Genomic DNA, 26,358 nt, shown 5'->3' on the forward strand with positions numbered 1-26,358 from the left:
CTAATTCTCCTAATCTAAAAATGAATTTAAAACTGCATTAAATTGACTAAACTTGTCTATATACGAATAGTGCCCCGCATCTTTTAAAATGACAAGTCCAGAATTCTTTATCTCCTTTTCAAAAATCTCTGCCATATAAAATGGAGTTGCCTCGTCTTTATCGCCCCAAATAAGAAGAGTTTCTGCATCAATGTTTTTAAATTCTTCCCTTGTGGACTCATTTACAACTTTTACAAAACACTTTCTCATAATTCCATTTGCAGATTGATAATCATCAGAGCCATGTTTTTTGTAAAACTTTTCAAGTGATTCTTCACTATTTCCATGTGTAATCATATATAACTTCTTTGCCGCCTTAAAAGAATAAACTTTCCCATAGTAAGAAAGTTTTCTCTTTGGAAGAACACCAGAGGCATCAATCATAACAAGTTTATCTACAATTTCTTTGTTTCTTGCACCTAAAATGGTAAGAGTTTTCCCTCCAAAAGAATGACCTATAAAAGTAGCTTTTTTTATACTAAACTTTTCTAAAAATTTCAAAAGAAATTCATAATAATCATAGGTCCCCATCACAAAACTTGGATCATCGCTATCTCCAAAGCCTGGTGCATCATAAGCATAGACTGTATAATCCTCTGGCACAGAATTAAAAATTGGCATAATTGATTCAATATATGCTCCCCATCCATGTAAGATTACAACAATTTTTTTGCCGCCATCTCTTTTTATATATGCAGTTTTTATTCCATCTATATCAACAAATTCTTTATTTACCTTCATCTTCATCTTCTTTTATAAAAATAATAGACCCATCACTCTCTTCTGATTCACTTTTATCGACATAGAGTCCACTAAAATCTTTTTCATCTTTCTTTTCATTTACAAAATCAATATTATTTAAATTTTCACTTAAATCGAGGCCCATTTTCAAAGAAGAGATTCTTGCCTTGTGCCTTTCAATTTCTTCCAAAGCACTTTCGACATTTAAATTGGAAATTTCTCCCTTTATAAGTTTATACTCATGACGTCCCAGTTTCTCAAAAAGCTCACTTAAATATCTCTCTTCATTTAAAATTTCATATTTAATTTTTGCTGTTTTCTTTATCTCAGCAGATTCTTTTACAATCTTTTTCTTTAGATAATTTAAATTTCCCATTATATCATTTACATTTCCATCTATACTGTCAAAAAATCCCAAAATATCACCTCGAATCTATGTTATTATACCAAAAAATAAAGGTCTTTTAAACACTCGCCTTGTTTTCTTTATTCTCAATTGGGTAAAATAATTGTGGAGGGATATTATGGAAAAATTAACATTGTACGTTAGAACAACTTGTCCATTTTGTAAAAAAGTAGAATCTTTCATTGATGAAAATAAAATTCATGGCGTAGAAATAAAAAATATTGATGAAGACAAAGAAGCTGAAAAATATTTAGTTGAAAATGGAGGAAAAAAACAAGTTCCGTGCCTATTTGTAGGTGACAAACCTCTTTATGAATCACTAGACATTATAAAATATTTAAAAGAAAATGCAGCTTGACTTAAAAAAATCTGTTGGGGAGTAAATCTCTAACAGATTTTTTATTTTATATGTGCAAATCTTTTAAATTAGTCCGACTTAAAAAGTCTTAAGGAAAAACTTTTTTACTTGTATAAGCTATAAAGAGAAAAATTAAACCTTTAATACAAAGAAAATGCCATATACAAAAAGCATATATAACTAAACAAGTAAGGACTTGATGAAAATAAAAATCATACTTCACTTTGCTTTTAATCTTTTCTATACTAACATCTATAACGATATGGTCTTGGAATTTTATAAGCAATACCTGTCCAATTTAATAAAGTACACTTTATTCTTCCTATAACTTCTCCATCCATTAAAAAAATTGAAATTTTTACTGTTTTCAGTATTTAACCCCAGCATTATACTTTCAATTATATTATACCTGTTTTAATTATTTTTAGTTTCTGACATACTACAATAAAATAAACCCCTTGTTTTTACAAATCAAAGGGATTTAAAAATTAATAAAATATAAAATTATTTTTCAAACCATTCTTTCATAGTTCTCATAACTTTTCTAAGCTCATCTTCACTTATTACATAAGGAACCATTGAATAAATATATTTTATAAAAGGTCTTGCAAAAACTCCTCTTTCATAAGCAAATTCTTGAAAGCCGCAGATATCTTTTTCATCTTTTACTTCAATGCATACACATCCACCCATTACTCTTACATCTTCTATTTTAGGATGTGTGAACCCATCCATTTCTTCTCTTTCTATTGCTTCTATTCTCTTTATCTTTTCCATAAAATTTTCTTCTTCAAAAATTTCTATTCCACGAAGAGCTACTGAACAAGCAATAGGATTTGCCATAAAAGTTGGTCCATGCATCAGTGCATGAGTTGGATCATCATCATAAAAAGCGTCAAAAACTTTTTTATTTGCAATTGTGGCGGCATGACCAATATATCCACCAGTTAGTGCCTTTCCTAAACAAATTATATCTGGTAAAACTAAATCTGCTACAAATCTATTTCCAGTTCTTCCGAAACCTGTTGCAACTTCGTCAAAAATTAAAAGTACATTGTACTCATCACAAAGTTCTCTTGCTCTTTCTAAGAAAGAAATATCATACATTCTCATACCACCAGCTCCTTGAAGAAGTGGTTCAACTATAAATGAATTTAATTTATCTCCATATTTTTCAAAAGCATCTTCTAATGCATCAATTTCTGTTGGAATGTGAACTACATATTTGCTTTTTCCATAGGCCTTTAAAACAAAATGATAGTCTTCGTCATCTCCTACTTCCATGGCTTTAAAAGTATCTCCATGATAAGCGTGATTAAGTGCAAGGATCATTGTTCTGTCTTTTTCGCCCTTATTCATATAAAATTGAAGTGCCATTTTAAGAGCAACTTCAACTGCAACTGACCCCGAATCTGAAAAAAATGGATAATCCAAATCTCCCGGCAAAAATTCTTTTAGTTTATTAGAAAGTCTTTCTACAGGCTCGTGAGTAATTCCACCAAGCATCACATGAGAAAACTTATTCACTTGATTTATAATTGCATCATTTAATTTTTCATTTTTATAACCATAAATATTGCTCCACCAAGATGAAACTGAATCTATCATTTTATTGTCTTTTGTGTAGAGATAAACTCCCTTAGCATCAACTACTTTATAAGGCTCTTTCATTGTTTTCAATTGTTCATAAGGATACCAAATCATAATAACTCCTATTCATAAATTTTCTTTAAATCTTCTACATCAATGTCAAGATTTTTATCTCCCTCTTTTATACATGCGATAACTTTTGATCCTGTCATATATTTGCACATTTTTATATTATCTTCTTGCATTAAATCTCCTGGAATAAAATTGTTGAAAATTATTCCCTTTAAATCTATATTATTTTCTTTCATATAAAAAGCTGTGAGTACAACGTCGTTTATAGTTCCAAGTCCTGCATCTGCTACTATCACGCAAGAAAGATTAGCTTTTTTTATAAAATCTTCTAAGAATATTTTTTCCTCATCAAATCGAAGGGGACATAAAATTCCACCAGAGCCCTCCAAAGTTATGTATTCATATTCTTTTTCAAGTTCTTCAAACTTTTCTATAACTACACCTAAATCAACGGGATTACCTTCTATTTGCGATGCTAAGTGAGGAGATACTGCTCTCTCGTAAATATATGGGCACATTTTTTCTAATGGTTCTTCTATATTAGCAAAATCTTTTACAAACTTCGCATCTCCTGGAATAAGTGCTCCCTTCTCGTCCCTTTCATTTCCACTCATAGCCGCTTTATAATAAGCTGATTTTAGATTCGCTTCAGCTAATTTTTTTACCATAAGACCTGCTACATAAGTCTTTCCTATTTCAGTTTCTGTTCCTGTTACAAAAATCTTTTTGCTCAATTTTTTCTCCTTTGTTTTAATTAAATCCTCTATTTATCATTGGAATAAGCCTTTTCCCAAGCATTGCTCCCAAAAAGCAAAGAAAAATATCTCCTGGCACTGCAAGCACAAAACAATATAGAATAATTGCCTTTACTCCAATTGGCGACGCCAAATAAAATTTGCTGATTATATAATAATAAATCATGCCAAAAGCATAAACTATAAAAAGTCCTATAAAGTTTGCTATGAGAAGTCTTCTCATACTTGGATTTTTTTCTTTATTTGCAATTTTTCCTGTCGCATAAGCACCAACTGCAAACCCAACAATGTATCCAAAAGTCGGTTTAAAAATGTATCCTATGCCACCTCCCTCTGTAAATACAGGAATACCAATAAGTCCCAAAATTATGTAAATTATTACAGAAGTAGCACCTAGTTTTGGTCCCAATAAAAGTCCTGCAAGCATTGTAAATAAAAGTTGCAATGTGAAAGGCAAAACTGGAATTGGTATTCTTATAAAAGTTCCCACAATAACCAGTGCAACAAATAAAGAGCACAAAACTAAATCTCTTACTTTTGAATTTTTCAAATATTTCCTCCATAATTATTATTGTAAATATTTACTTTAAATAAAGTACCATCAAAAAATAGTTTTGTCAACTTATTATTATTTTAAGTTCACTATATATGATGGAAAAAGAGCTTATCTCATGACAAGCTCTAAAAAATTAATTTTAAATTTTTAACTTACTGAAATTTTATTTTTGTGTGAATAGTATGTTCCATATATAAATAAAGCTGCCTCAATTGCTATTAGAATTAAAGATGCATATCCCATCTTTATAAACACACCTCCATTGCCTAAATACAACTGAATATTTGTCATTACATTAGACTTATCTAGCAGATGAAGAATTATGCCTTCTCCTATGGATAGTGCTATATAAACTAAAACTGAGCCTCCAGAACCGAATCTACCCATTTTTTTAACACTGCCATAATTTATAGCGAAAATTATTTTTGATATTGATCTAATCAAAATTATAATTCCCCAAGAAAGTGCAATAAGAATATTTTTTAATCCAACTTTATTTAATTCTTCTATAAAACTATTCCAATTAAAGCCTTGGAAATTAGATGGACTTGAATCTAAAGCAATAGATGCAAGTACAAAAAATAATAGTCCCATGTATATTGAATAAATTAAAAACATTATAAAATAATATAAAACTCTTGAAAAAGTTTTTGCCCACGGGCTAACTGGTATGGATTCATAAAAAAGAGCACTATCTCCAAAAAACATATTGTAATCTCCTACTACAACAGTTATTGCAGCTGCAATATAACCAAAAATCACAGAAGTAATGCAAAGTCCAAAAATTGTACCTCCCCAATTAATATTTATTGTATTAAAAGCTAAACCTGTAACTCCAAATATTATTGGCAATATAAGAATAAACCAGTTAGATTTAAAATGTCTTTTTATTTGATGTCCAAGTAATTTTCCCATTAAAATACCTCCGTAAAGTAATCTTCAATACTCTTATTTTCTTCACTTCTTATTTCGTCAACAGTTTTATTTATGGAAATTTTTCCATCTGATAAAAATAAAACTCTGTCAAGTAGTGGTTCAATTTGATTTATAAGATGAGTTGATAAAATTATGAGAGAATCTTCTTGAAAATTATTTAAAATAATATCTATAATCTTTTTTCTTGCAGAAGGATCAACTCCAGAGATTGGTTCATCCAATAAATATATATCTGCATTTCTTGAAAGGCTAAGTGCAATTTGCATCTTTTCTCTCATACCTTTACTCATTTCTTTTACCTTTGCTTTTTCAGGTAATTTAAATTCATTAAAAATTTTGTAAAATTTTTCTTCATCAAAATCTTTAAAAAATAATTTGTAGATATTTACAACTTCTTTAACAGCAAGCTTGTCGCTTAATGCAAATTTATCTGGCTGATATGAAATAATGTCTGCCATTTTATAATCCAACTCTTTTCCATCTACAAGAACTTCTCCCTTATAAGTTTGTTCAAGTCCTGCTAAAATTCTAAGCAAAGTTGACTTTCCAGCACCATTTGGTCCAACAAGTCCAACAATTTGTCCCTTGTCAAGTTCTAAATTTAAATCATCTAGGACTTTATTTTTATATCCCATGTTTAAATTTTTTATTTCTAACTTACTCATACTTCCCTCCAATATTCATCTAAAAGTGTCATTGATTTTTCTTTCGTGAGATTTAATTCTTCTGCGACGCTAATTAAATTATCACAAGATTTATAAAAAGCTCCCTTAGCTATCTTTTCAATTAATTCTTCATCATCTGTTATAAATCTACCAGTGGTTCTATTAGATTTTGCAAGTCCCTCTCGCTCCAACTCTTGCAAAGCTCTTTGAACAGTGTTGGGATTTACTCCATAAATTTTTGCCAAATTTCTCACTGTGTCCATTTTTTCTCCGCTCTTCCAATCCCCACTTGAAATCTTTAACTTGAAATCTTCTAGAAGTTGTATATAAATAGGTCTATTATTATCAAATTCCATACTAAACTCCTTTGTATTGTTGTGTCAATTCCTTAATACAATAATTATTATATTCTCTTCATCGTCAAAATGCAAGAGTAAATTTAAAATTTTTACTATACTTATATTTTAAAAAATTCATAAATCTAATTACTTCTAGGAAAACAAAATCTTTAAAAGTAAAAAACCTCTTGCCAAAATAATATAGCAAAAGGTTTTATTAAAATTTTTTTATCTATCCATTATTTTTTTAAATTCATCTTTTAAAGAAATTTTTCTCTCTATTCCAAGTTCGTCAAAAACTTCATCTAACTTTTCATAAAGTTCCAAAAAATTTTCATAGGAAATATTATTTCCCATATGACCTATTCTAAAAACTTTTTCAAAAATATCTCCTGCACCCTTTGAAATTAAAATTCCCTTATTTCTAAGTGATGCTAAAATATCTTCTGCAACGAAGCCTTCTGGCACAAGAACAGCTGTCAAAGTATTTGACCATGAATCTTTTGCATATAGTTCAAAACCTGCATGAGTAAAAATTTCTCTTGTAACTTCCGCATATTTTTTATGAAGTGCGATGCTATTTTTTTCAAATAGTTTGTCGAGAGCAAGGTCCAAAGCATAAGTTAAATTTTCATTCATTGTATAAGGAAAGGCAAAACCATCTGAATAATTATAATAGTTTAAAAAATTCATATAATAACTTGGCACAGGTGTCTTTCTATTTTCAACTACTCTTTTAGCATTATCTGAAATTGTAATAAGAGTAATACCTGTCGGTGCAGATATACATTTTTGACTTCCGCCAAGTGCTATGTCGACTTTAAAATCATCAAAATCAAATTCTTCTCCACCCATTCCAGAAACTGTGTCCACAACAGATAAAATTCCATATTTATCTAACAAATTGCAAATGCTTTTAACATCATTAGTTATTCCAGAAGGAGTTTCACAGTGAACCATTGTTGCAACTTTAAAATCATGATCTTTTTCCAAAAATCTTTTTAATTTTTCTATATTAAATCCTCGTCTAAAATCATCTTCGTAGATAACAGCTTCACCACCATAAAATTTTACATAATCTGCAAAACCTGCCCCAAAGACCCCATTATTTAAGACAAGAACTCTGTCACCTTTTTCTACCAAATTGCAAATTGCAGCTTCAAGACCAATAATCCCTTCACCAAGCATTAAAAAAGATGTAGCATCTGTATTTAAGAGCTTTGAAATTTTCTTTTCTACTCTTCTATGTATCTTTTCGTATTCTGGATCAATATCTGGATTCGTGAGGGACTTTCCCATAAGTTCCATAACTTCTTCATCAATTGATGTTGGACCTGCACACAAAATTTTCATTTTACTTCCTTCTTTCTTATAAATTTCTTTTGAATAAATTATATTATATAGTCGTAAAAAAACAAGCTGCCACAAGACAGCCTGTAAAATAAATTATTTTTTAAAAATTGGACTCACTTTCTTATAAACTAACATCATAACTGCAGATGTTGTAAATCCTTTTATTAAATTGAAAGGAAGAACAGAGTAAATCATCATAGAAAATAACCCTGTTATCTTTGAAGTGATTGCACTTCCCATTGCTATTATAGCATCCATTGGCATCACCTTTGCATAAAGTGGGAACACTACAAAATAATTTGAAATCATTGCAAGTGTAGTCATAGCAAGAACTCCAATTGTAAGTGAAAAAATTGCCCCTTTATAAGTTTTATGTCTTTTATAAAGAAAGCTTGATACAAAAGCAAAAGTTGCAGAAATTATAAAATTTGAAAGTTCTCCAATTCCCGCTGTCATAGTCCCCTTAAAAACAAGTGCCAAAATATTTTTTAATGCTGCTATTATAATTCCAAAAACTGGTCCCATAGTAAAAGCACCAATAAGAACTGGAAGATCTGATATATCTAGTTTCATAAAAGGTGGTGCCACAAAAGTAAGCGGCAACTGAAAATACATAAGCACAAAACCAATCACAGATAGCATTCCAATTTTTGTCATGTCTTTTGTTCTAATCATAGAACTTGAATTTACTTTATTCATTTTACCTCCTGTTGGGGCATAAAAAAACCCCGAACCTTCGGGGTATGAAAGTTTAAATCATTCTTTCATCCAGACTTTACTGTCGGTATTGGAATCTAACCAATTCAGCTTTCGCTCGCGGACTTTACCGCCGGTTGGGACTTTAACCCTTCCCTGAAGATTTAAATTAATATTTATTTCTTATATTTAATTATAACATTTGTTAAAAAATTTTCAATGATAAATTGTATCAATTTTATATATTTTTAAATTTTTTGAGTTGCAGAGTCATAAACAATGACAGGCATCCCATTAAAAGTTTTTCCGTATAAATTCCCCATTACACTTGGCGGAACATTTATACAACCATGAGAACCATTTGAAAGATAAATATTTCCTCCAAAATTTGATCTCCATGTAGCATCATGAAGCCCAATTCCCGACCAATTAATTGGAACCCAATAATTTACCTTAGACCTATAAGTTTCTCCAGTCAAATATCTATCTCTTTCACGAGACCAAACTCTATCAGTGCCTGTTGGAGTTCCATTTCCTCTGTTGGGATTTCCTGAAACAATATTTGTTTCAAGTTCCATAACTCCATTATTGTAATACCAAAGTTTTTGCCTAGCGAGGTCAACTTCAATATAAGTTTTGCCAATATCATCTGCACTTCTACTAATGGCATCTTGTCTATAAACAGGTTTTAAAATTACCTCACCATCTTTATCTAAAGCTGCAATCAATTCTTCTTTCGTCTTTACTCTGTCAGTGAGCCAACCATATATCCCACCATCTACTTTTACATTTCCAATTCCTGTGGCGTTAAAAACTCTAGAAGTTTTAAAAGTATCATATTTAGATGAGAGATTCCCTACAAACTTTGCAACTTTTTCTTCGTCAACAACAAGATTCCCGTCATCTGTTTTAGAATACATGGCAATAATATTTTGTCCAGTAACTTCTTCCTTTCTGTCATCAAAATCATAAATAATTTTTTTCTTATAAACCTCTTTATAAGAATTTAGCAGATTTTTAATATAATCACTATCAGAAGTTATTTTAGGTTCAATATAAAGATTTTCATCTTCTAAATTTAGTTTGTCATCCTTATCCGCAAAATGATTTAAAATAGAATTCCTGAGTTCATTTCTCTTTACAAAATCTCCATAAACTTCTTCTTCGATTTCAAAATCCCTTCCATTATAAATGACCTTGGCATCAGCAGAATGAACCTTCTCATTTTTTACAACCTTTAAATCATTTATCCTATTTGAAAGTGCATTATCATCATAGTGCATCTCATGTTCAATTTCATAATTTTTTGGAACTAAAGAAGCGACAGGCCAATAAAAAGGAGTCTGATCCACAAATTCACTGCCAATATTATCTTCATAATTAATTTCACTTGCAGTGATTTTTTCATTATTCTCCTTGTCCTTAGAAACTACTTCTAAAACAAAATTTTTGGACAAATCATTGTAATTTTTTTCAAACTCAGAAATTTTTGTAAGTCCAAAATCTCTTCCATTTACATAAGTCCTTGGCATAAACCTGTCCTTAAAAAAATAAAGTCCTGCTGCATATATAAAAATAATTAAAATAATTAAAATTGTAAAGAATATTTTAAAAGTCTTCTTCATAATTCCTCCCAATATATTATACATCGAAGAAAAATTTTTTCGACAGAAACTTTAAAATGTAAGAATATTGTAAACATTTATAGAACTTTTAAAAGCAAAAAGTGCAAAAAAAATCACTATCTAATTAAAACATCAGATAGTGATTAACAATGGTGCGGGAAAGAGGACTTGAACCCCCACTCCAATGGAACTAGATCCTAAGTCTAGCGCGTCTGCCAATTCCGCCATTCCCGCATGAAGTGTTAAGAACAAAATATATTATACGTACATTTTTATTCTTTGTCAATACTTTTTTATAAGTTTTTTATGAAAATTTTACAAACTCAAGTTAAAATATCAAAGATAAGATAAAATACTATAAAATTTTAAATTTATCATATCACAATATCACATATTTATAAAATATAATGCAGTACTACAAACAAAAATTGTTTTAGGTTTTAATTTAATTGAATTGTAATTCCCCATGTAATATAATGATCTTGAACTTAAAATTTTATTTGATCATTTGTTAGAAAGAGTTGATTTTTTGAAAACAAAAGAAAAATTTAGACAATTTATGATGGGAAGATATGGCAATGACCAACTTGGAAAATTTATATTGTTTTTAGTAATAATATGTTGTGGAATAAATATATTTCTTAAAAAAACTTGGCTAGCTACAACTGCCATAATCCTTTTAATTTACTTTTATTACAGAGCCTTTTCAAAAGATGTAAATGCACGATACGCTGAAAATAAAAAGTACCTAGACGCAGTAGACCCACTTAGAAAAAAATTTTTTAAATCAAAAAATAAATATCAAAACAGAAAAGTTTATAAATACATAAAATGCCCAAATTGCAAGTTTGAAATGAAAGTGCCAAAAGGCAAAGGCAAAATACGAGTAACTTGTAAAAATTGTGGAAAAAAATTTGAGATAAAAAGTTAAGAGGCGTCTATCGCTTCTTTTTTCATAAACTTTATAAAAATAAAATCATCCCTTTAAAATATATTAAGGAGGATGATTTATAATAATTTATTTCTTACATTTTTGATTTATATTCTTTAAACTCTCGAATTTGTTTTTCTATTAGTTTTGGATTTTCAATTAAGTCATACACTGTTGTAGCAATTATCTTTGCCCCATACTCTACACAATCATGAGCTTCTTTTGTTTTTCCCAAATCAACAAACTCTTGAGAATGAGAAGACGTTCCTTCTTGTACAAAAGCTATTCTTGCACAAGATCCTGGCAACATATATGTTACATTCCCAAAATCTGTAGATCCTGTCTTTTCTCTTGGTTCTCTAATCCTAGGTGCTCCCAAATTTTTTGCATTTTTCATTATTAGTTCATTTAGAATATATGCAGGTATTTTTGATTCAAGTCTTCTATCCTCTATAATCTCATAAGTTGTTCCCGTCATTAAGGCTGCCCCTTTTATAATATCATCAAACCTTTCTACAACTTCATTTAAATATTTCGAATTATAAGATCTTAAAGAAAAATGTCCTTCCGCTCGATCTGGTACTACGTTTGCTGGTCCAGGCAAAGACTGCACTGTATAATGCATTCTAGTATCTTCCTTTACATGTTCCCTTAAAAACTCTACTCCTTGAAAAGCCAGCAGTAATGCATCAAAAGCTGACCTACCCGCTTCTGGCTTTAACGCTGCATGAGATGACTTTCCAAAAAATTTAACAAATCTAGATGACAATGCCATAGATTTTACATCAACTTGTGTTGCCGGGCCACCGTGCATCATAAGTGCTATATCTATATCCTTTATATAACCCTCTTCTAACATTATAATTTTACCCCCGCCACCTTCTTCTGCTGGCGTTCCATAAACAATTAAATTGAATGGTAAATCCCCTATAATATTTTTAATTGCAATTGCTGCACCAATTATAGCTGGCCCTTGCATCTGATGTCCACATCCATGTCCCATGGGAAGGGCATCATATTCGCACAAAAGACCTATGTTATATTTTGCATCTCCATTGGAATATTTTGCTCTAAAAGCTGTTTCTAAACTTCCAAGCCCTCTCTCAACTTTAAATCCCCCTTCTTCGAGGTAATCTTCCAGTAGTTTGCTTGCAAAATACTCTTCAAAGCATAGTTCAGGTTTATCAAAAATCTTATCTGATAATTCAAATAACTCTTCTTTTATTTTGTCTACTTCTTTTACTACTAAGCTCTTCATAATTCTCCTTTACATTGGTCCAAAATTTATCATCTGAGCTCCAATCATCATTATTGAGCCAACTACTACCCATATTCCAAACAATTTGCCCATAAATACCATCCATCTATCATACGGGATGTCTGTTGCCCCTAATATTCCCATCAATGCAGTAGATGTTGGCAATATATAATTACAAAATCCGTCTCCAAAATTAAATGCTAATACAGCTGTTTGTCTTGTGATTCCTATAGTATCTGCAAGCGGTGCAAATATCGGCATAATTGCAGCTGCCTGACCACTTCCTGAGGTTATAAACATATTAACGATAAGATTAACAATAAACATTAATGGTCCTTTTATCAAATGTGGAAAGAAATTTAACCAATTAGTCATTGCGTGAATACTTGTATCCATAATATTACCAGCATCTAAGACACCAGAAACAGTTCTCGCAAGTCCTATAATAAGTGCTGCTCCAACCATTTTCTTAGCACCTTCAACAAAATACCTTGCTATTTGTGATGGAGAAAATCCTGCCACAAATCCTGCGACGATAGCTAGCCAAATAAATACTACCGCTGTTTCTTCCAATTTCCATTTTAATTTTATTCCACCAAAAACAATTGTACCTAAAGCAGCAAATAAAATTAGCATAACCATCCATTTACTCCCATTCATAGGTGAATTAAACTCATCATTTGAATCTGCATCTTTTACTCTAAGTTTGTCTAATTCATACATTGGACTTAATTCAGGATTATTCTTAACTTTTAAAGCATATCTAACTAGATATAAATTAGTAACAATATAAAATATTAAAAAACATAAAGATCTATAACCCAGACCAGAATATGGTGGTAAACCAGCAATTTCTTGTGCAACTATTGTTGTATTAACATTAAGTGTTCCCGTTGAAAATCCAACCGCTCCACCTAGCAATATAATTGAAGCTCCAACAATCGAGTCAAATCCCATAGCTAAGGCAATCATAACCATAATTGGAGCAAACCCAATAAATGTATTAACTCCTTGAGTTGTGCAGATTAATCCAAATATAAATGTCAAAATTGGTATAAATAAGTATTCCTTACTCTTTGTTTTTTTAGAAACAGCACCAATAAGTGATTGTAATGCTCCACTCATTGTAATGATATTAAAGGATGCTCCTGAAAATAATATTAAAAATATTAAAGTTGACGTCTCATTAAATCCATTTAATCCAATATTAAAAATCTTTAATGGATTTACTGGACTTTTTTCAATATAATGAAAACTATCAGGAGCGATAACCTTAACACCTTGTGCACTTTCTACTCTTTCATAAGCTCCTGCTGGTATTATCCAAGTTAACGCTACTGCACATAGTATAATCACTATAAGAATTACCAAAGTATGAGGAACTTTCTTTTTCTTTACTTTTTCCATACAACACCTCTCTTAATAACAAAATAACGACAATCTCCCAATAAATTATAAAAACATCAAACCTCTTGATAACGTTTTTATAATCTTTGTCATGATAATATCATAAAGGCCTATTTTAAAACAAATACTTAATGTGCTATATGTTGCATATAAAAAATGATATGATGTGTTTGGTGATATAAATGTTAGATCATAAAAATATTGAAATAATAAAAACAATAAAAAATGTCAAAAATATAAGTCAAGCTTCAAAGGAACTTTTCACAGCTCAACCCAATCTCAGTAGATCTTTAAAAAAAATTGAAAATAATTTAGGCTTTAAAATTTTTAATAGATCTAATGTTCCATTAAATTTAACTCCAGAAGGAGAAATACTTTTTGAATATATTGAAAAAATGGAAATTTTAGAAAGAGAAATGTTTAATTCTATTAATTCCTTAAGAATTGAAGGGAAAAATAACTTCATTAGAATAGGATCTCTTAGCTTCCTATCGCAATATATAATTCCCAATATAGTTCCCAAACTAATTAACTCCTATCCTAACTTAGAACTAAGTTTAACCAAATATGACTCATCAAGTTTTGAAAGGGCATTATTAAATAACGAGATAGATTTATTTATAACTAACAGGTCTATTAACAATAAAAAATTAAAATCAACGTATGTAACTTCTGACAAAATATATTTAATATTTCCAAAATCAATATCAAAAAGCAAAAAAGATTTGAAAGATTTTTCCAATGAAACATTTTACCTTTTAAATCCTATAAAGAATTTGAGGAAATCTGTAGAAGACATATTTTGTGATTATAACTTTTATCCTACGAATATAAAGATGACATCAAGTATTATGAATTGCGTTAGTTTTGTTCTTGCAAAAAAAGGAGTAACCTTCGTCTATGAATCTTCATTAAGTATGATAAACCCTATTTCTAATTGCGAATTTTTTGCAATAGAAGGAGATTATGCAGATATAACAATAGTTTATAGAGATCCATTTTTAGAAGATAAAGTAAATACTTTGAGTAAAATAATAATTAATTACTTAAATAATAAAAATAAGTTCTTATCTAAGATTTAAGTCACTCTACTGTTATATAATCATAATATAATTGCCATTATTGAAAAATTTATTAAAAAAAGATAACTACTTTTTGTTACTTTAATTTTTATTTTTGCTAATGTTCTTGCTGCTAAAGAAAAAAATAACTCTTGTTATTAATAATCTTGTTTTTGAAAAAGTTTTTGTGGTTAAGAACGATAGAATTTGTATTATCCTTCGCACTGTTGCTGAAAATCTATTTATAGTTTCAATGGAACCGCAATAGAAAAGTTGAAGCTTGCACTTATAATTTTTCCACAAAACATTTATATATTTATTGATGCAAGTGGTAGTTTTATATACTGTTATTCAAACAATTAATCATTATTACAAAAATATTAAATATTCTAAATTAATTCATTAATTTGCCAATTAGAATTGATTTCTCTTTAAAAATCTGTATAATGGAGGTAACTTATATTTTTTAGGGGGAATAAATAATGAATAAAAAAATTACATCTTTATCTTTAGCAGGAGTAATGCTACTTTCTACTGCAAGTCCTGTTCTTGCTGCTACTGAAGAAAAGGAAGTTAAAGAACCTAGCAAAGTAGAACAATTAGTTAAAAAAGGTGAAGAAGAATTAAGTAAATCAGAAGAAGCTAAAAAAGAAATGCCTTCTGAAGAAACTTTAAAAGCTCTTAAATCTGAAATCGCAAAAGAAAAAGAAGTTCGTGAATCAGAAGCATATAAAAAAGCTGAAGATAAAGTTCAATCTAATTACGAAAATGCAGTTGCTGCTGCAAAATCAATTGTAGATGATAAAGACGCTTCTAAAGAACAAGTTGATAATGCTCTAAAAGCTCTTAATGAAGCTTGCGAAAAACTTGGCAAAAAAGAAGAAGCTAAAGATGTTAAAATTGAAGTAAAAGATGTTAAAGCTACTACTCAAAAAGTTAAACTTGACGGAAAAGATGTTGTTATCTACGGATATAACATTGATGGATACAACTACTTCAAATTAAGAGATTTAGCTGCTGTTCTTAAAGACACTAAAGCTAAATTTGGCGTTGAATACAAAGATGACGTTGTTACTCTAACTAAGGGTGCTGATTACAAAGTTGCTGAATCTGACCAAAAAGAAGTTAAAGCTGATTCTAAAGGTTCAGTTACAAACGATAAAGTTCTTGTTGGCGACAAAGAATTAACTGCAACAGCATACAAAGTTGATGATAGCAATTACTACAAATTAAGAGATCTTGGCGAAGCTCTTAACTTTGGCGTAGATTTTGACAAAGAAGCTAATGCCGTTTTATTAACTTCTGAAAAAGATACTAAAGAAGAAAAAGTTGCTCCAAAATTAGAAGAAGTAAAAGAATCTCTTAAATCTGAAATCGCAAAAGAAAAAGAAGTTCGTGAATCTGACGAATACAAAAAAGCTGATGTAAAAGTTCAAACTAATTACGAAAATGCAATTGCAGCTGCAAAATCAATTGTAGATGACAAAGAAGCTAAGCCAGAACAAGTTGAAAATGCTCTTAAGGCTCTTGTAGAAGCTCAAGAAAAACTTGGACTTAAAGCTGACGCTAAAGTAGAAGAAAAAACTGACAAAAAAGAAGTTAAAGAAGATAAAAAAGACGAAGTTAAAGAAGATAAAAAAGACGAAGTTAAAGAAGATAAAGACGCTAAAGAAGCAAAATAATTTAGCTTAACCAAAAAAGTCATGGTTTTTCCATGGCTTTTTTATTTTGAAAATTTTTAAAAATCATTTTTAATAAATTACTTATAAATCTTTATTTACAGCCCAAGCTGCTTTTATTTGTTTTTTTATTCTATCATATCTCCATCTATTTTTTGAATTATAAATAGAATTTGGGTCATTTAAAATAATTCTTCCCTCATCGTCAAGTCCACTTGCCAAAGCTATGTGTCCACTATCTGTAAAATAACCTGGACCAAAGGATAAAATTACATAATTTCCATTTTCAAGTTCACTAATTATCTCACTTTTCATAATTCCATGAACATTTATACCTTCTTTACTTAAATAATCCTCCACAAGATTCCACGAACTCATTCCACTTTCCACATAACCACTTTTTTCTGCAAACTCTGCAATTTCTTTTGGACTTCTATCTATCCCACATCCACTTAAAGTCATGGAAAGAGTTGTGGGCATACAACCTCTTGTGCCAATTATTCCACCAGCATATTTAACATATCCCCAGCGAGGATCATACTGAAGATAAAATTTTACAGGATTATCCACGCCACAATCTTCACTTTTCATTGCAATACTTTTGTCATCTTTTAAATATCCAATAATAAATCCAAGAGATTCTTCTCTTTTAGCTGCAAGCTTTACCATAAGATCTGGGAGCTTATCTATATTTTCGTAGACATAAGCATAATTTTTATCATCCTTTGCTTTTTCTTTTATTATTTCTATTTTGTCTGATAAGTCTTCTCTTCTAACAAAATTTTCACTATCTTTTAAAGTAACTTCTCTTGAAATATTTTCTCTATTATTAAAATATCCTCTCGCAAGAAAAATTAATAAAAAAATAATGATTGCAGTTCTAATTTTTTTCATAATATCACCACAATCATTATATAAAATCATTTTTAAAACTTTATTCCGAATTTCTTACAAATTTTCTAAATACTGTATTTATAATTTAAAATAACTGATCTTGCTTCACTTACAAAATAAAGTGAGCCCGTCACTAAAATTAAATCACCATCTTGGTATTTTTCTTTGTAATAATTTATTGCATCTTCCACATTCATAACCTCTGCATGAAGCCCATAATCTGCAGCCTCTCTTTTTAACTCTTCAGGATTTGTTCCTCTTTTATAGTCTAAATTCACAAAGACAACTTCATCTGTATAATTTGAAATTTCTTCAAGCATCTTCTTGTGCTCTTTGTCCGACAAAATCGACATAATAAGATGCAATTTTTTAAATTTAAAATTGTCAATTGATTCGACTAATTTTTTAATGCCGTCAAAATTGTGTGCCCCATCTAAAATCATTAATGGATCTCTTGATACAATTTCCATTCTGCCAGCCCAAGTTGATTTTTCTATTCTAGATTTTATTTTTTCCAAAGAAATTTTTAAAATTTTCTTTTTATTTAAAAGATAAAGTGCATAAATTGCTCCAATTGCATTTTCCACTTGATAGTCGCCAATTTGAGTTAAAATAAAACTTTCCCAATCATCTAATTTTAATTTAAAGTCTATCCCAGACAAACTTGACTTTATTATCTCACTTTCAAGATTCTTTGTATAAAAAATTTCTGCATTTTTTTCTTCTACTTCTTTATTTATAATCCTAAGAATCTTCCTATCTTTATTTGTGGTTACAACAAGTCCACCTTCTGTTACTATACCAGCCTTTGCACTTGCAATTTCTTCAATAGTACTTCCCAGGTATTCCATGTGATCCATAGAAATTGATGTGATTATTGAAATTAATTTCTCACGACTTGTAAAAATATTTGTTGAGTCGGCACGACCTCCCATTCCAACTTCCAGAATTGCTAAATCAACTTTTTCTCTTTCAAAATAAACTATTGCCATTATTGTCAAGAACTCAAATAAATTTAGTGCTCCATATTCTTCTATTATTTCAGACTCTCTATTTATTATAAACTCTCCAATGTCTGCAAAGTCATCCCTAGAAATTTCAGCATCTCCGATTTTTATTCTGTCACAATAAGTTATTAGATGCGGTGATACAAAAGACCCAACTTTGTAATCTTCTTTTAAAATGTCTTTTATAAAATTAACTGTTGAACCCTTGCCATTTGTGCCTGCAACGTGAATTACCTTTAAATTTTTGTGAGGAGAGCCATTTTTTTCTAAAAATTTTCTTATCCTAACATTACCTTTGGATTTAAATTTGCCAATTCTTCTTTCAATATCTTTTACAACTTCTTGATATGTCATAGATTTTTTTCTACCTTTTCAATTTGTGCTTTTACTGTTTTTAAAATTTCTTCATATTTTGTTACTTTCTCTTTTTCTTCTTCAATTAATTTTGCTGGAGCTTTTGATACAAAACCTTCATTTGAAAGTTTTCCCTTCGCCCTTTTTAGTTCAGCTTCAGCCTCTTTTTTATCTTTTTGTAGTCTTTTAAGTTCTTTCTCAAAGTCAACAAGTTCTTTTAATGGTAATTGGATTTCTGCCTTATCAAGTACAATTGCAATATTTTCTGAATTTTTTCTACTTTCATCGTCTGTTATTTCAACTGAATTTGAATATCCAAGGTTTAAAAGTAAACTTTTCATTTCTTCAAAAATTTCCCTAACTTCAGCATCCTTCGTGTAGACAATTGTATTCGATTTCTTTGAATTTTCAATATTCATTTCACTTCTTGCATTTCTAATTTCACGAATTGCATTTTCAATATATTCTGTGGCACGCTCTTCCTTTTCAAATACAAATTCTTCTCTGTATTCTGGCCAATTTGAAACAATTAGTGCTTCACTTCTATTAGGAAGTGCTTGCCAAATTTCTTCTGTGATATAAGGCATAAATGGATGAAGAAGTTTTAAAATATTTTCTAAAACATATAGAAGAACTTTTACAGTATTATTTTTTTCTTCTACTTCATCAGAATATAAAACTGGTTTAACAATTTCAATATACCAGTCGCAAAAATCAGACCATACAAAATCGTAAATATCATCTGCTGCAAGTCCAATTTCATATTTTTCAATTTTTTCTGTAATTGACTTTATAGTTTTTTGTAATTTTGAAATAATCCACTTATCTTCGTAATGAAGTTTTTCTAAATCAAACTTTGAATCTTTAATATCACAAGACATATTCATCATGAGAAATCTCGTTGCATTCCAAAGTTTATTGGCAAAGTTTCTATTTGCTTCAACTCTTTTTGTATAAAACCTCATGTCATTGCCTGGTGTGTTTCCAGTTACAAGAGTAAATCTAAGAGCATCTGCACCATATTCGTCAATAATATCAAGTGGATCAATTCCATTCCCAAGGGACTTAGACATCTTTCTACCTTGATCATCTCTAACAAGTCCATTTAAAAGTACATCCTTAAAGGGAAGCTCATCAGTTTGTTCAAGTGCAGAAAATACCATTCTAATTACCCAAAAGAAGATAATATCGTATCCCGTTACAAGTACATTTGTTGGATAAAAATATTCATATTCAGGAGTTTTTTCTGGCCAACCCATTGTTGAAAAAGGCCAAAGCGCAGATGAAAACCAAGTGTCTAGAGTGTCTTCATCTTGAGTATAAGTTTTTTCTTCGTGTCCCTTTGTATTTGATGGATCAACTCTAGAAATTACAATTTCATCATCAGAGTCTGAGTACCAAACTGGAAGTCTGTGTCCCCACCAAAGTTGCCTTGAAATATTCCAATCACGAATATTTTCTAGCCAATTTTCATAAATTTTTCCAAATCTTTCAGGAACAATATTTAAATTTCCCTTCCTGTATTCTTCAAGAGCCGGCTTCGCAAGTGGTTCCATTTTTACAAACCATTGTTTTGATATAAGTGGTTCAATTACAGTCTTACATCTTTCACAGTGACCAACAGCATTGTGATGATGCTTTTTGCCAATGTAGTAACCTAACTTCTCAAAATCTTCTATAATTTTATTTCTAGCCTCATATCTTTCAAGACCCGCATAAGCACCTGCATTTTCATTCAAATATCCCTTGCCGTCCATAATAATATTTTGACCAAGGTCATGGCGAGCACCAACTTCAAAGTCATTAGGATCGTGTGATGGAGTAATTTTTACTGCACCAGAACCAAAATCCATTTCGACATATTCATCTGCAATAATTGGAATTTTTTTATTGTCCATTACAGGAATCATTACATATTCACCAATTAAATCAGTGTATCTTTCGTCATTAGGATTTACTGCAATAGCAAGATCTCCTGGGATTGTTTCAGGTCTTGTAGTTGCAATTTCAATTCCACCTTCTCTATCTGCAAAAGGATATTTAAAATACCAAATATTTGAATCTGTTTCCACGTGCTCAACTTCTGCATCAGAAATAGACGTTTCGCAAGATGGACACCAGTTTATAATTCTATTGCCACGATAAATAAGTCCCTTTTCATAAAGTTCTATAAATACTTCTTCTACTGCATTGGATAAATTATCGTCAAGGGTAAAACTTTGTCTAGACCAGTCGCAAGAAATTCCAAGTTTTTTAAGTTGATTTACAATATTTCCACCGTATTCATGAGTCCAATCCCATGCACGATTTAAAAATTCTTCTCTTCCAATATCTTCCTTGGCAATTCCTTCATTTCTAAGTTTCTCTACAACTTTTGCTTCAGTTGATATAGATGCGTGGTCAGTTCCTGGAATCCAAAGAGCAGAGTAACCTTGCATTCTCTTTGTTCTTATTAGCACATCTTGAATTGTATTATTAAGAGCATGACCCATGTGTAAGTTTCCTGTAACATTTGGAGGTGGCATTACAATTGAGTAAGGCTTTTTATTTTCGTCAACCTCTGCTCTAAAATAATCATTTTCCATCCAATAATCATAGATTTTTTCTTCAAAATCCTTTGGATCATAAGTTTTGTTTAATTCCTTCATTTTTCCTCCTACTATTTATCTTTTTTTTGCATTTTTACAATTTTATAAAATTAAAAATAAAAAACGTCCTCCATCCCTAAGGACGAAAGACGCGGTACCACCTTAATTTTTATTTTTCAATAAACACTTTAGAATCTTTAACGAGATAAGTCGTCTAAGGCTACTATTTTCACCAAAGAAGCAAAAAAGCTACAATTATAAAATTTATAAAAACTTTTCACCAAGCAGTTTTTCTCTAAATATAAATTTTTACAATCCTCTTTTTTATTGCTTATTTTTATTCTTTATCAGTATAAATCTCAGTCGAGCCGTCTGATCCACTGGTTATTTCTATACCTTCATTTTTGTCATTTTTGTCATTGTCTTCTTTCTTTTCGGTGTAAATCTCAGTTGAGCCGTCTGTTCCTCCAATTATTCCAATAGATGCAGCTCCATCTGAATTATATAAATTTCCCACACCTAACAAGCTAATCGTTGTTATAATTATTAATTTATTCACAATTAACCCCACTTTCTTATAAGAAAGATACCACAAAAATCTTTTAAAATCAATAATCTTATAAATTTTATCTAGGGATAAATCCAACTTTTTTATAAACTTTTCTAAGAGTTTTCCTTGCAAGATAAGATGCCTTTTCTGACCCCTCTTTGTAAACAGATTCAAGATAAGCTTTGTCATCTCTTATCTCCTTAAATCTTTCACGAAGTGGTCTTAGACCTTCAACTACAACTTCTCCAAGATCTTCTTTAAATTCTCCGTAGCCAAGATTTTCATATTTCTTTACAATTTCCTCTGTACTCATGCCAGAGAAGGATGCATGGATATTTATTAAATTTTTCAGACCAGGTTGTTCATCTGAATATCTAAATTCGCCAGATGAATCTGTAACTGCCCTTTTTATTTTCTTTCTTGTGTCATCTTCTGAATCTAAAATTAAAATAAAAGAATCTTTATTTGAATCAGACTTAGACATTTTAGAGCTTGGATCTTTAAGTGACATTATTCTCGCCCCAACTTTTGGCGTCAAAATCTCTGGAACTACAAAAGTTTCAGAATATCTTGAGTTAAATCTTTGTGCCAAATCTCTTGTAAGTTCAAGATGTTGTTTTTGATCTTCACCTACGGGTACATAAGAAGTCCCATAAAGCAAAATATCAGCTGCCATTAGCACAGGATAATTTAATATTCCCGCTTGAACGTCAGAATATTTTTTAGACTTATCCTTAAATTGAGTCATCCTTTGAAGTTGACCAAGACCTGTCATCGTATTTAAAACCCAACCAAGTTCTGCGTGTTCAGGCACGTGAGATTGAATATATATAATACTCTTTTCTGGATCAAGCCCTGCCGCAAGGTAAAGTGCAAGGACATCTAAAGTATTCTTTCGAAGGTCTTTTGGCTCTTGTGGTGCTGTTATTGCGTGCATATCTACAATACAATAAAGACAATTGTATTCATCTTGAAGCCCGATAAAATTTTTAAGTGCTCCAATATAATTTCCAATAGTGAGTGAACCAGAAGGCTGAATCCCACTATAAACTATCTTTTTATCATCCATTTTACTACCTCTTCTTTATATCTTCCCATCTTTCATTTACAATTTCTCTAATTTCTTCTTCATCGACATTTACAATTTCTCTGTCCTTCATAATAAATTTTCCATCACAAATAACACTTTCTATATCTGATGAATTTGCAGAATAAACAAGTGCAGAAATTAAATTATTCTTTGGTGTAAAGGAATTTGAATTTAAATTAAAAGTTGTAAGGTCTGCAATATAACCTTCTTTTATTAGTCCAAGGTTTTCAAATCCTAAAGCCTTTGCCCCGTTTACAGTTGCCATTTTTAAAATTTCTATTGCAGGCACAGCCTTTTCATTCATAGTGACAGCCTTATTTACAATTCCACCAATGTGCATTTCTTCCACAAAGTCTTGATTATTATTTGATGAGTCACCATCAGTTCCAAGTGCCACTATAATTTTATTCTTTAACATTTTATCCACTGGTGTAAAACCACTTGCAAGTTTTAAATTTGAACTTGGATTATAAACTGGGTAGAACTTTTTATCTTTTACAATCTCAATTTCCTCATCAGTTATGTGAACGCAGTGTGCAGCTATTATTTGATTTTCCAAAAGTCCAATAGAATTTACATATTCAATTGGAGTCATTCCATATTCTTTTTTAGAATTTTCAACTTCTGTCAATGTTTCTGAAAGGTGAATATGAATTAGACCGTCATAATTTTCTTTTGCTCTTTTTGCAATTTCTTTTAAAAATTCTGTGCTACAAGTGTAAATTGCGTGAGGTGCAGGCACGACTTTTATTATTCCATCACTCTTATTGTGATAATTTTTGTAAAGTTCATCAAACTCTTCTAGCTTTTCTTCTCCCTTTTTATCCACATCTGTCATGCCACAAGTAAGAACTCCACGAATCCCTGACTCTATTGCGGCATCCCCAACTCTATTCATTTCATAATACATATCGCAAAAAGTTGTAACACCAGATTTTATATTTTCAATAATAGATAACATTGAAGAATAATAAATATCTTCTGCGTTTAGTTTCTCTTCAAGTGGCCATATTTCGTTTACTAACCAATCCATCAAATTTAAATCATCTGCATAATTTCTAAAATAGCTCATGCCAAGATGAGTATGTGCATTTACAAATCCTGGTGTTAAAAGTTTATTTTTTCCATCAATTACTTCATCTGCATCTAAATCTAAATTTTCTCCAATTTTTTTTATTTTATTTTTTTTAATAAAAATATCTACATCATCAACAATTTTTTCATTTTCTATATCTAAATAAGAAATATTTTTTATAAGTAAGCTCATAATTCCTCCAATAGTATTATTATAGCAAAGTTTAAAAAATTTTTTCAAATTATTCAAATAAGTTACTAGAAAAATTAAACTTTGATATAATAAATTTATGAAGGGAAATTATTTAGACTTTAACATTTTTTTCGATTTAATCGGAACAATTGCCTTTGCAATTTCTGGTGCAATTCTAGGCTGTAAAAAGAATATGGATATATTAGGTGTAATTGTACTTGGACTTGTAACAGCTCTAGGAGGTGGATTTGTAAGAGATCTTGTACTTGGAATAACTCCACCTAAAATGTTTCAAGACTCAAAAAGTGCAATTATATCTACAATTTTTTCTATAATTGTCTTTATTTTCTTTTACATTCAATTTAAATTTAAAAATCCAAAATGGCTAAAGATAACGAATAAATTTATGATTATATTTGATACAATAGGACTTGCATCTTTTACAATCACAGGAATGGCAACAGTGATCTCTCTTGGTTATTATAAAAAATTTTTGCTTATGTTTGTAGGAACAATAACAGGTGTAGGTGGAGGAATGATTCGCGATGTATTGGCAGGTACTATTCCTTTTATCTTTCGTGAACAAATTTATGCGGGCGCATGTATATTGGGTGCAACAACTTTTATAATTACAAGACACTTCTTTTCTTACGAGATTTCTATGATAATTTGTTTTCTAACAGTTTTAATTATAAGACTGTTAGCCGTAAAAAAAGATTGGAACTTGCCAAGAATTTCAAAAGAGGAGGAATAAAATGGCAGTAGCAGAATTAACACTAATACCAATAGGAACAAAGACGACATCTGTAAGTAAATACATAGCAGGTGCACTTGATTCTATTGAAAAAATCGAAGGACTAACTTATGAACTTAATCCAATGGGCACAACTTTAGCTCATGACGATCTAAAAATTTTATATGAAGTCATAAGAAGAATGCAAGAATCTGTATTTGAAAATGGAGCAGATAGAGTTTACTCTGTTGTTAAAATTGACGACAGGCGTGACAAAGATTATACTTTTAAGGACAAGGTAACTTCTGTAAATGAAAAGAGAAAAATAAACAATTGATAATGAAGATTAAGCCTCATCTTTTGATGGGGCTTTTGATAAAATTTTTAATAAAATAATTCTATAAGGAGAAAATATGTACGAAGGTTTTTTGACAGATGTTAATGGAATAAAGCTTGGCCACGCAGAAGATAATGTTGCACTAACTGGGACAAGTGTGATCTTGTGTGAAGACGGTTTTACTTGTGGTGTCGATGTTCGAGGTGCTGGGCCTGGAACTCGCGAAACTGATCTTCTAAGGGCAGAAAATTTGGTTCAGAAGGTTCACGCTGTTTTTTTAACTGGTGGCTCTGCCTATGGTCTTGATGTTGGCGGCGGCATTATGAAATTTTTGGAAGAAAATAATCATGGATTTGATGTTGGTGTCGGTGTTGTGCCAATAGTTCCTGGTGCGGTTTTATTTGATCTTGCTGTTGGAGATTCTAAAGTTCGTCCTGATTTTAATATGGGTTATGTTGCAGCAAAAAATGCAAAGAAAAAAGATGAAACTATGGGAAACTTTGGCGCAGGTTGTGGTGCAAGCGTCGGGAAAATTCTAGGTAATGATTTTGCAATGAAGTCAGCCATTGGTCAGTCTTCTGTAAAAGTTGGTGACTTAGTTGTATCTTCTATTGTCGCTCTAAATGCCTTGGGCGATATTTTTGATTGTGAAACTGGAAAAAGAATTGCTGGAGTTTATGACAGAAAAAATAAAAAGTTTTTAGATACTAATACTCTTTACGAAAACAAGTTTAAAGACTATAATCTATTTAGTCCTGCCAACACGACTATATCTGTAATTTCTACAAATGCAAAACTCACAAAGGCAAATTGTAATAAGATCTCACAAATGGCTCATGATGGTTATGCTAGGAGTATTAATCCTGTGCATACTATGAACGATGGAGATACTATTTTTACTCTTGCAAGTGGTGAAGTAAATACAGATTTAAATTTAGTTGGAATTCTTGCTGCAAAATCTATTTCTAGATCTATTGCAAATGCAATTTATTCTGCAAAAGATTCTGGCGGACTGGTAAGCTATAACGGTATTAAATAATTTATCGAAGGGTATCTACATAGAACCCTATCA

The 26,358-nt window shown here is 30.4% G+C and carries 26 protein-coding genes, 1 tRNA gene, 1 riboswitch and 1 other annotated feature; of the genes, 7 read left to right on the forward strand and 20 right to left on the reverse strand.

Features of this window, described 5'->3' with window-relative positions; genetic code table 11:
* Positions 1 to 9: 9 nt before the first annotated feature.
* Both BQ5450_RS04685 and BQ5450_RS04690 read right to left on the reverse strand, forming a co-directional pair.
* Entirely contained in the window at positions 10 to 780 is a 771-nt protein-coding gene (locus BQ5450_RS04685; protein ID WP_010242730.1) for an alpha/beta fold hydrolase, read from the reverse strand.
* The gene (locus BQ5450_RS04690) at positions 767 to 1,198 is read right to left on the reverse strand and encodes a hypothetical protein (RefSeq protein ID WP_010242732.1); all 432 of its coding nucleotides are present in this window, start codon (positions 1,196 to 1,198) and stop codon (positions 767 to 769) included. The genes BQ5450_RS04685 and BQ5450_RS04690 overlap by 14 nt, the downstream gene beginning before the upstream one ends.
* Positions 1,199 to 1,304: 106 nt before the next feature.
* On the opposite strand from BQ5450_RS04690, the gene BQ5450_RS04695 reads away from it, so the two are divergent.
* Complete coding sequence (locus tag BQ5450_RS04695; protein ID WP_010242734.1) at positions 1,305 to 1,544, forward strand: glutaredoxin family protein; 240 nt, start codon at positions 1,305 to 1,307, stop codon at positions 1,542 to 1,544.
* 504 nt (positions 1,545 to 2,048) lie between these two features.
* Here BQ5450_RS04695 and bioA read toward each other — a convergent pair.
* The 10 genes from bioA to BQ5450_RS04745 all read right to left on the reverse strand — a co-directional run bounded on the left by bioA (position 2,049) and on the right by BQ5450_RS04745 (position 10,364).
* Positions 2,049 to 3,248: an adenosylmethionine--8-amino-7-oxononanoate transaminase gene (gene bioA / locus BQ5450_RS04700; protein WP_071126132.1), complete on the reverse strand. Its 1,200-nt coding sequence runs from the start codon at positions 3,246 to 3,248 to the stop codon at positions 2,049 to 2,051.
* An 8-nt stretch (positions 3,249 to 3,256) separates the two neighbouring features.
* The gene (bioD, locus tag BQ5450_RS04705) at positions 3,257 to 3,940 is read right to left on the reverse strand and encodes a dethiobiotin synthase (RefSeq protein ID WP_071126133.1); all 684 of its coding nucleotides are present in this window, start codon (positions 3,938 to 3,940) and stop codon (positions 3,257 to 3,259) included.
* Positions 3,941 to 3,956: 16 nt separating this feature from the next.
* Entirely contained in the window at positions 3,957 to 4,511 is a 555-nt protein-coding gene (locus BQ5450_RS04710) for a biotin transporter BioY (RefSeq protein ID WP_010242740.1), read from the reverse strand.
* A 153-nt stretch (positions 4,512 to 4,664) separates the two neighbouring features.
* Positions 4,665 to 5,432: a hypothetical protein gene (locus BQ5450_RS04715; protein WP_071126134.1), complete on the reverse strand. Its 768-nt coding sequence runs from the start codon at positions 5,430 to 5,432 to the stop codon at positions 4,665 to 4,667.
* The gene (locus BQ5450_RS04720) at positions 5,432 to 6,118 is read right to left on the reverse strand and encodes an ABC transporter ATP-binding protein (RefSeq protein WP_010242744.1); all 687 of its coding nucleotides are present in this window, start codon (positions 6,116 to 6,118) and stop codon (positions 5,432 to 5,434) included. Before BQ5450_RS04720 ends, BQ5450_RS04715 begins: the two co-directional genes overlap by 1 nt.
* Positions 6,115 to 6,474 carry a GntR family transcriptional regulator gene (locus tag BQ5450_RS04725; protein WP_010242746.1) on the reverse strand — a complete coding sequence of 120 codons (360 nt, stop codon included), beginning with the start codon at positions 6,472 to 6,474 and terminating at the stop codon, positions 6,115 to 6,117. Before BQ5450_RS04725 ends, BQ5450_RS04720 begins: the two co-directional genes overlap by 4 nt.
* A 210-nt stretch (positions 6,475 to 6,684) precedes the next feature.
* Positions 6,685 to 7,809 (reverse strand): pyridoxal-phosphate-dependent aminotransferase family protein, encoded by a 1,125-nt coding sequence (locus tag BQ5450_RS04730; protein WP_010242748.1) that lies wholly within the window; start codon positions 7,807 to 7,809, stop codon positions 6,685 to 6,687.
* A 93-nt stretch (positions 7,810 to 7,902) separates the two neighbouring features.
* A complete protein-coding gene (locus BQ5450_RS04735; protein WP_010242750.1) occupies positions 7,903 to 8,508 on the reverse strand; it encodes an ECF transporter S component in 606 nt (201 codons plus the stop codon).
* Between the two features lie 52 nt (positions 8,509 to 8,560).
* Positions 8,561 to 8,673, reverse strand: a riboswitch (FMN riboswitch).
* An 80-nt stretch (positions 8,674 to 8,753) separates the two neighbouring features.
* Positions 8,754 to 10,130 (reverse strand): L,D-transpeptidase family protein, encoded by a 1,377-nt coding sequence (locus BQ5450_RS04740; RefSeq protein WP_071126135.1) that lies wholly within the window; start codon positions 10,128 to 10,130, stop codon positions 8,754 to 8,756.
* A 150-nt stretch (positions 10,131 to 10,280) separates the two neighbouring features.
* Positions 10,281 to 10,364, reverse strand: a tRNA-Leu gene (locus BQ5450_RS04745).
* A 295-nt stretch (positions 10,365 to 10,659) separates the two neighbouring features.
* On the opposite strand from BQ5450_RS04745, the gene BQ5450_RS04750 reads away from it, so the two are divergent.
* Positions 10,660 to 11,061: a hypothetical protein gene (locus BQ5450_RS04750; RefSeq protein ID WP_083379720.1), complete on the forward strand. Its 402-nt coding sequence runs from the start codon at positions 10,660 to 10,662 to the stop codon at positions 11,059 to 11,061.
* A 94-nt stretch (positions 11,062 to 11,155) separates the two neighbouring features.
* On the opposite strand, the gene BQ5450_RS04755 is transcribed toward BQ5450_RS04750, so the two are convergent.
* Together BQ5450_RS04755 and BQ5450_RS04760 are read right to left on the reverse strand one after the other, a co-directional pair.
* Entirely contained in the window at positions 11,156 to 12,319 is a 1,164-nt protein-coding gene (locus tag BQ5450_RS04755; RefSeq protein WP_071126136.1) for an amidohydrolase, read from the reverse strand.
* A gap of 9 nt (positions 12,320 to 12,328) precedes the next feature.
* Positions 12,329 to 13,726 (reverse strand): YfcC family protein, encoded by a 1,398-nt coding sequence (locus BQ5450_RS04760; RefSeq protein ID WP_071126137.1) that lies wholly within the window; start codon positions 13,724 to 13,726, stop codon positions 12,329 to 12,331.
* A gap of 182 nt (positions 13,727 to 13,908) precedes the next feature.
* Here BQ5450_RS04760 and BQ5450_RS04765 point away from each other — a divergent pair, with 182 nt between their 5' ends.
* Positions 13,909 to 14,808: a LysR substrate-binding domain-containing protein gene (locus BQ5450_RS04765; RefSeq protein WP_071126138.1), complete on the forward strand. Its 900-nt coding sequence runs from the start codon at positions 13,909 to 13,911 to the stop codon at positions 14,806 to 14,808.
* A gap of 461 nt (positions 14,809 to 15,269) precedes the next feature.
* Positions 15,270 to 16,469: an FIVAR domain-containing protein gene (locus BQ5450_RS04770; protein ID WP_071126139.1), complete on the forward strand. Its 1,200-nt coding sequence runs from the start codon at positions 15,270 to 15,272 to the stop codon at positions 16,467 to 16,469.
* A gap of 81 nt (positions 16,470 to 16,550) precedes the next feature.
* Here the strand turns inward: BQ5450_RS04770 and BQ5450_RS04775 are convergent, their stop codons facing one another.
* From BQ5450_RS04775 to BQ5450_RS04800, 6 genes are all read right to left on the reverse strand, one after another.
* Complete coding sequence (locus BQ5450_RS04775; RefSeq protein WP_010242760.1) at positions 16,551 to 17,360, reverse strand: C39 family peptidase; 810 nt, start codon at positions 17,358 to 17,360, stop codon at positions 16,551 to 16,553.
* Between the two features lie 65 nt (positions 17,361 to 17,425).
* Positions 17,426 to 18,721: a bifunctional folylpolyglutamate synthase/dihydrofolate synthase gene (locus tag BQ5450_RS04780; RefSeq protein WP_071126140.1), complete on the reverse strand. Its 1,296-nt coding sequence runs from the start codon at positions 18,719 to 18,721 to the stop codon at positions 17,426 to 17,428.
* On the reverse strand, positions 18,718 to 21,369 hold the full coding sequence (locus BQ5450_RS04785; RefSeq protein ID WP_071126141.1) for a valine--tRNA ligase: 2,652 nt from the start codon (positions 21,367 to 21,369) through the stop codon (positions 18,718 to 18,720). Before BQ5450_RS04785 ends, BQ5450_RS04780 begins: the two co-directional genes overlap by 4 nt.
* Positions 21,370 to 21,444: 75 nt before the next feature.
* Positions 21,445 to 21,646, reverse strand: a binding site (T-box leader).
* On the reverse strand, positions 21,647 to 21,868 hold the full coding sequence (locus BQ5450_RS09035) for a hypothetical protein (RefSeq protein ID WP_159052467.1): 222 nt from the start codon (positions 21,866 to 21,868) through the stop codon (positions 21,647 to 21,649).
* 67 nt (positions 21,869 to 21,935) lie between these two features.
* The gene (gene trpS, locus BQ5450_RS04795) at positions 21,936 to 22,928 is read right to left on the reverse strand and encodes a tryptophan--tRNA ligase (RefSeq protein WP_071126143.1); all 993 of its coding nucleotides are present in this window, start codon (positions 22,926 to 22,928) and stop codon (positions 21,936 to 21,938) included.
* Positions 22,929 to 22,932: 4 nt separating this feature from the next.
* Positions 22,933 to 24,216, reverse strand: a complete 1,284-nt coding sequence (locus BQ5450_RS04800; protein WP_071126144.1) for an amidohydrolase — start codon at positions 24,214 to 24,216, stop codon at positions 22,933 to 22,935.
* A 97-nt stretch (positions 24,217 to 24,313) separates the two neighbouring features.
* Here BQ5450_RS04800 and BQ5450_RS04805 point away from each other — a divergent pair, with 97 nt between their 5' ends.
* The 3 genes from BQ5450_RS04805 (at position 24,314) to BQ5450_RS04815 (ending at position 26,325) form a co-directional block, all read left to right on the forward strand.
* A complete protein-coding gene (locus BQ5450_RS04805) occupies positions 24,314 to 24,970 on the forward strand; it encodes a trimeric intracellular cation channel family protein (RefSeq protein ID WP_010242769.1) in 657 nt (218 codons plus the stop codon).
* Position 24,971: 1 nt separating this feature from the next.
* Positions 24,972 to 25,286, forward strand: coding sequence for an MTH1187 family thiamine-binding protein (locus BQ5450_RS04810; RefSeq protein ID WP_010242770.1), 315 nt, complete (start codon positions 24,972 to 24,974; stop codon positions 25,284 to 25,286).
* Positions 25,287 to 25,362: 76 nt separating this feature from the next.
* On the forward strand, positions 25,363 to 26,325 hold the full coding sequence (locus BQ5450_RS04815; protein WP_071126145.1) for a P1 family peptidase: 963 nt from the start codon (positions 25,363 to 25,365) through the stop codon (positions 26,323 to 26,325).
* Positions 26,326 to 26,358 lie beyond the last annotated feature (33 nt).

Origin of the sequence: Peptoniphilus lacydonensis (assembly GCF_900106515.1) — a bacterium.
Lineage (GTDB): Bacteria > Bacillota > Clostridia > Tissierellales > Peptoniphilaceae > Peptoniphilus_A > Peptoniphilus_A lacydonensis.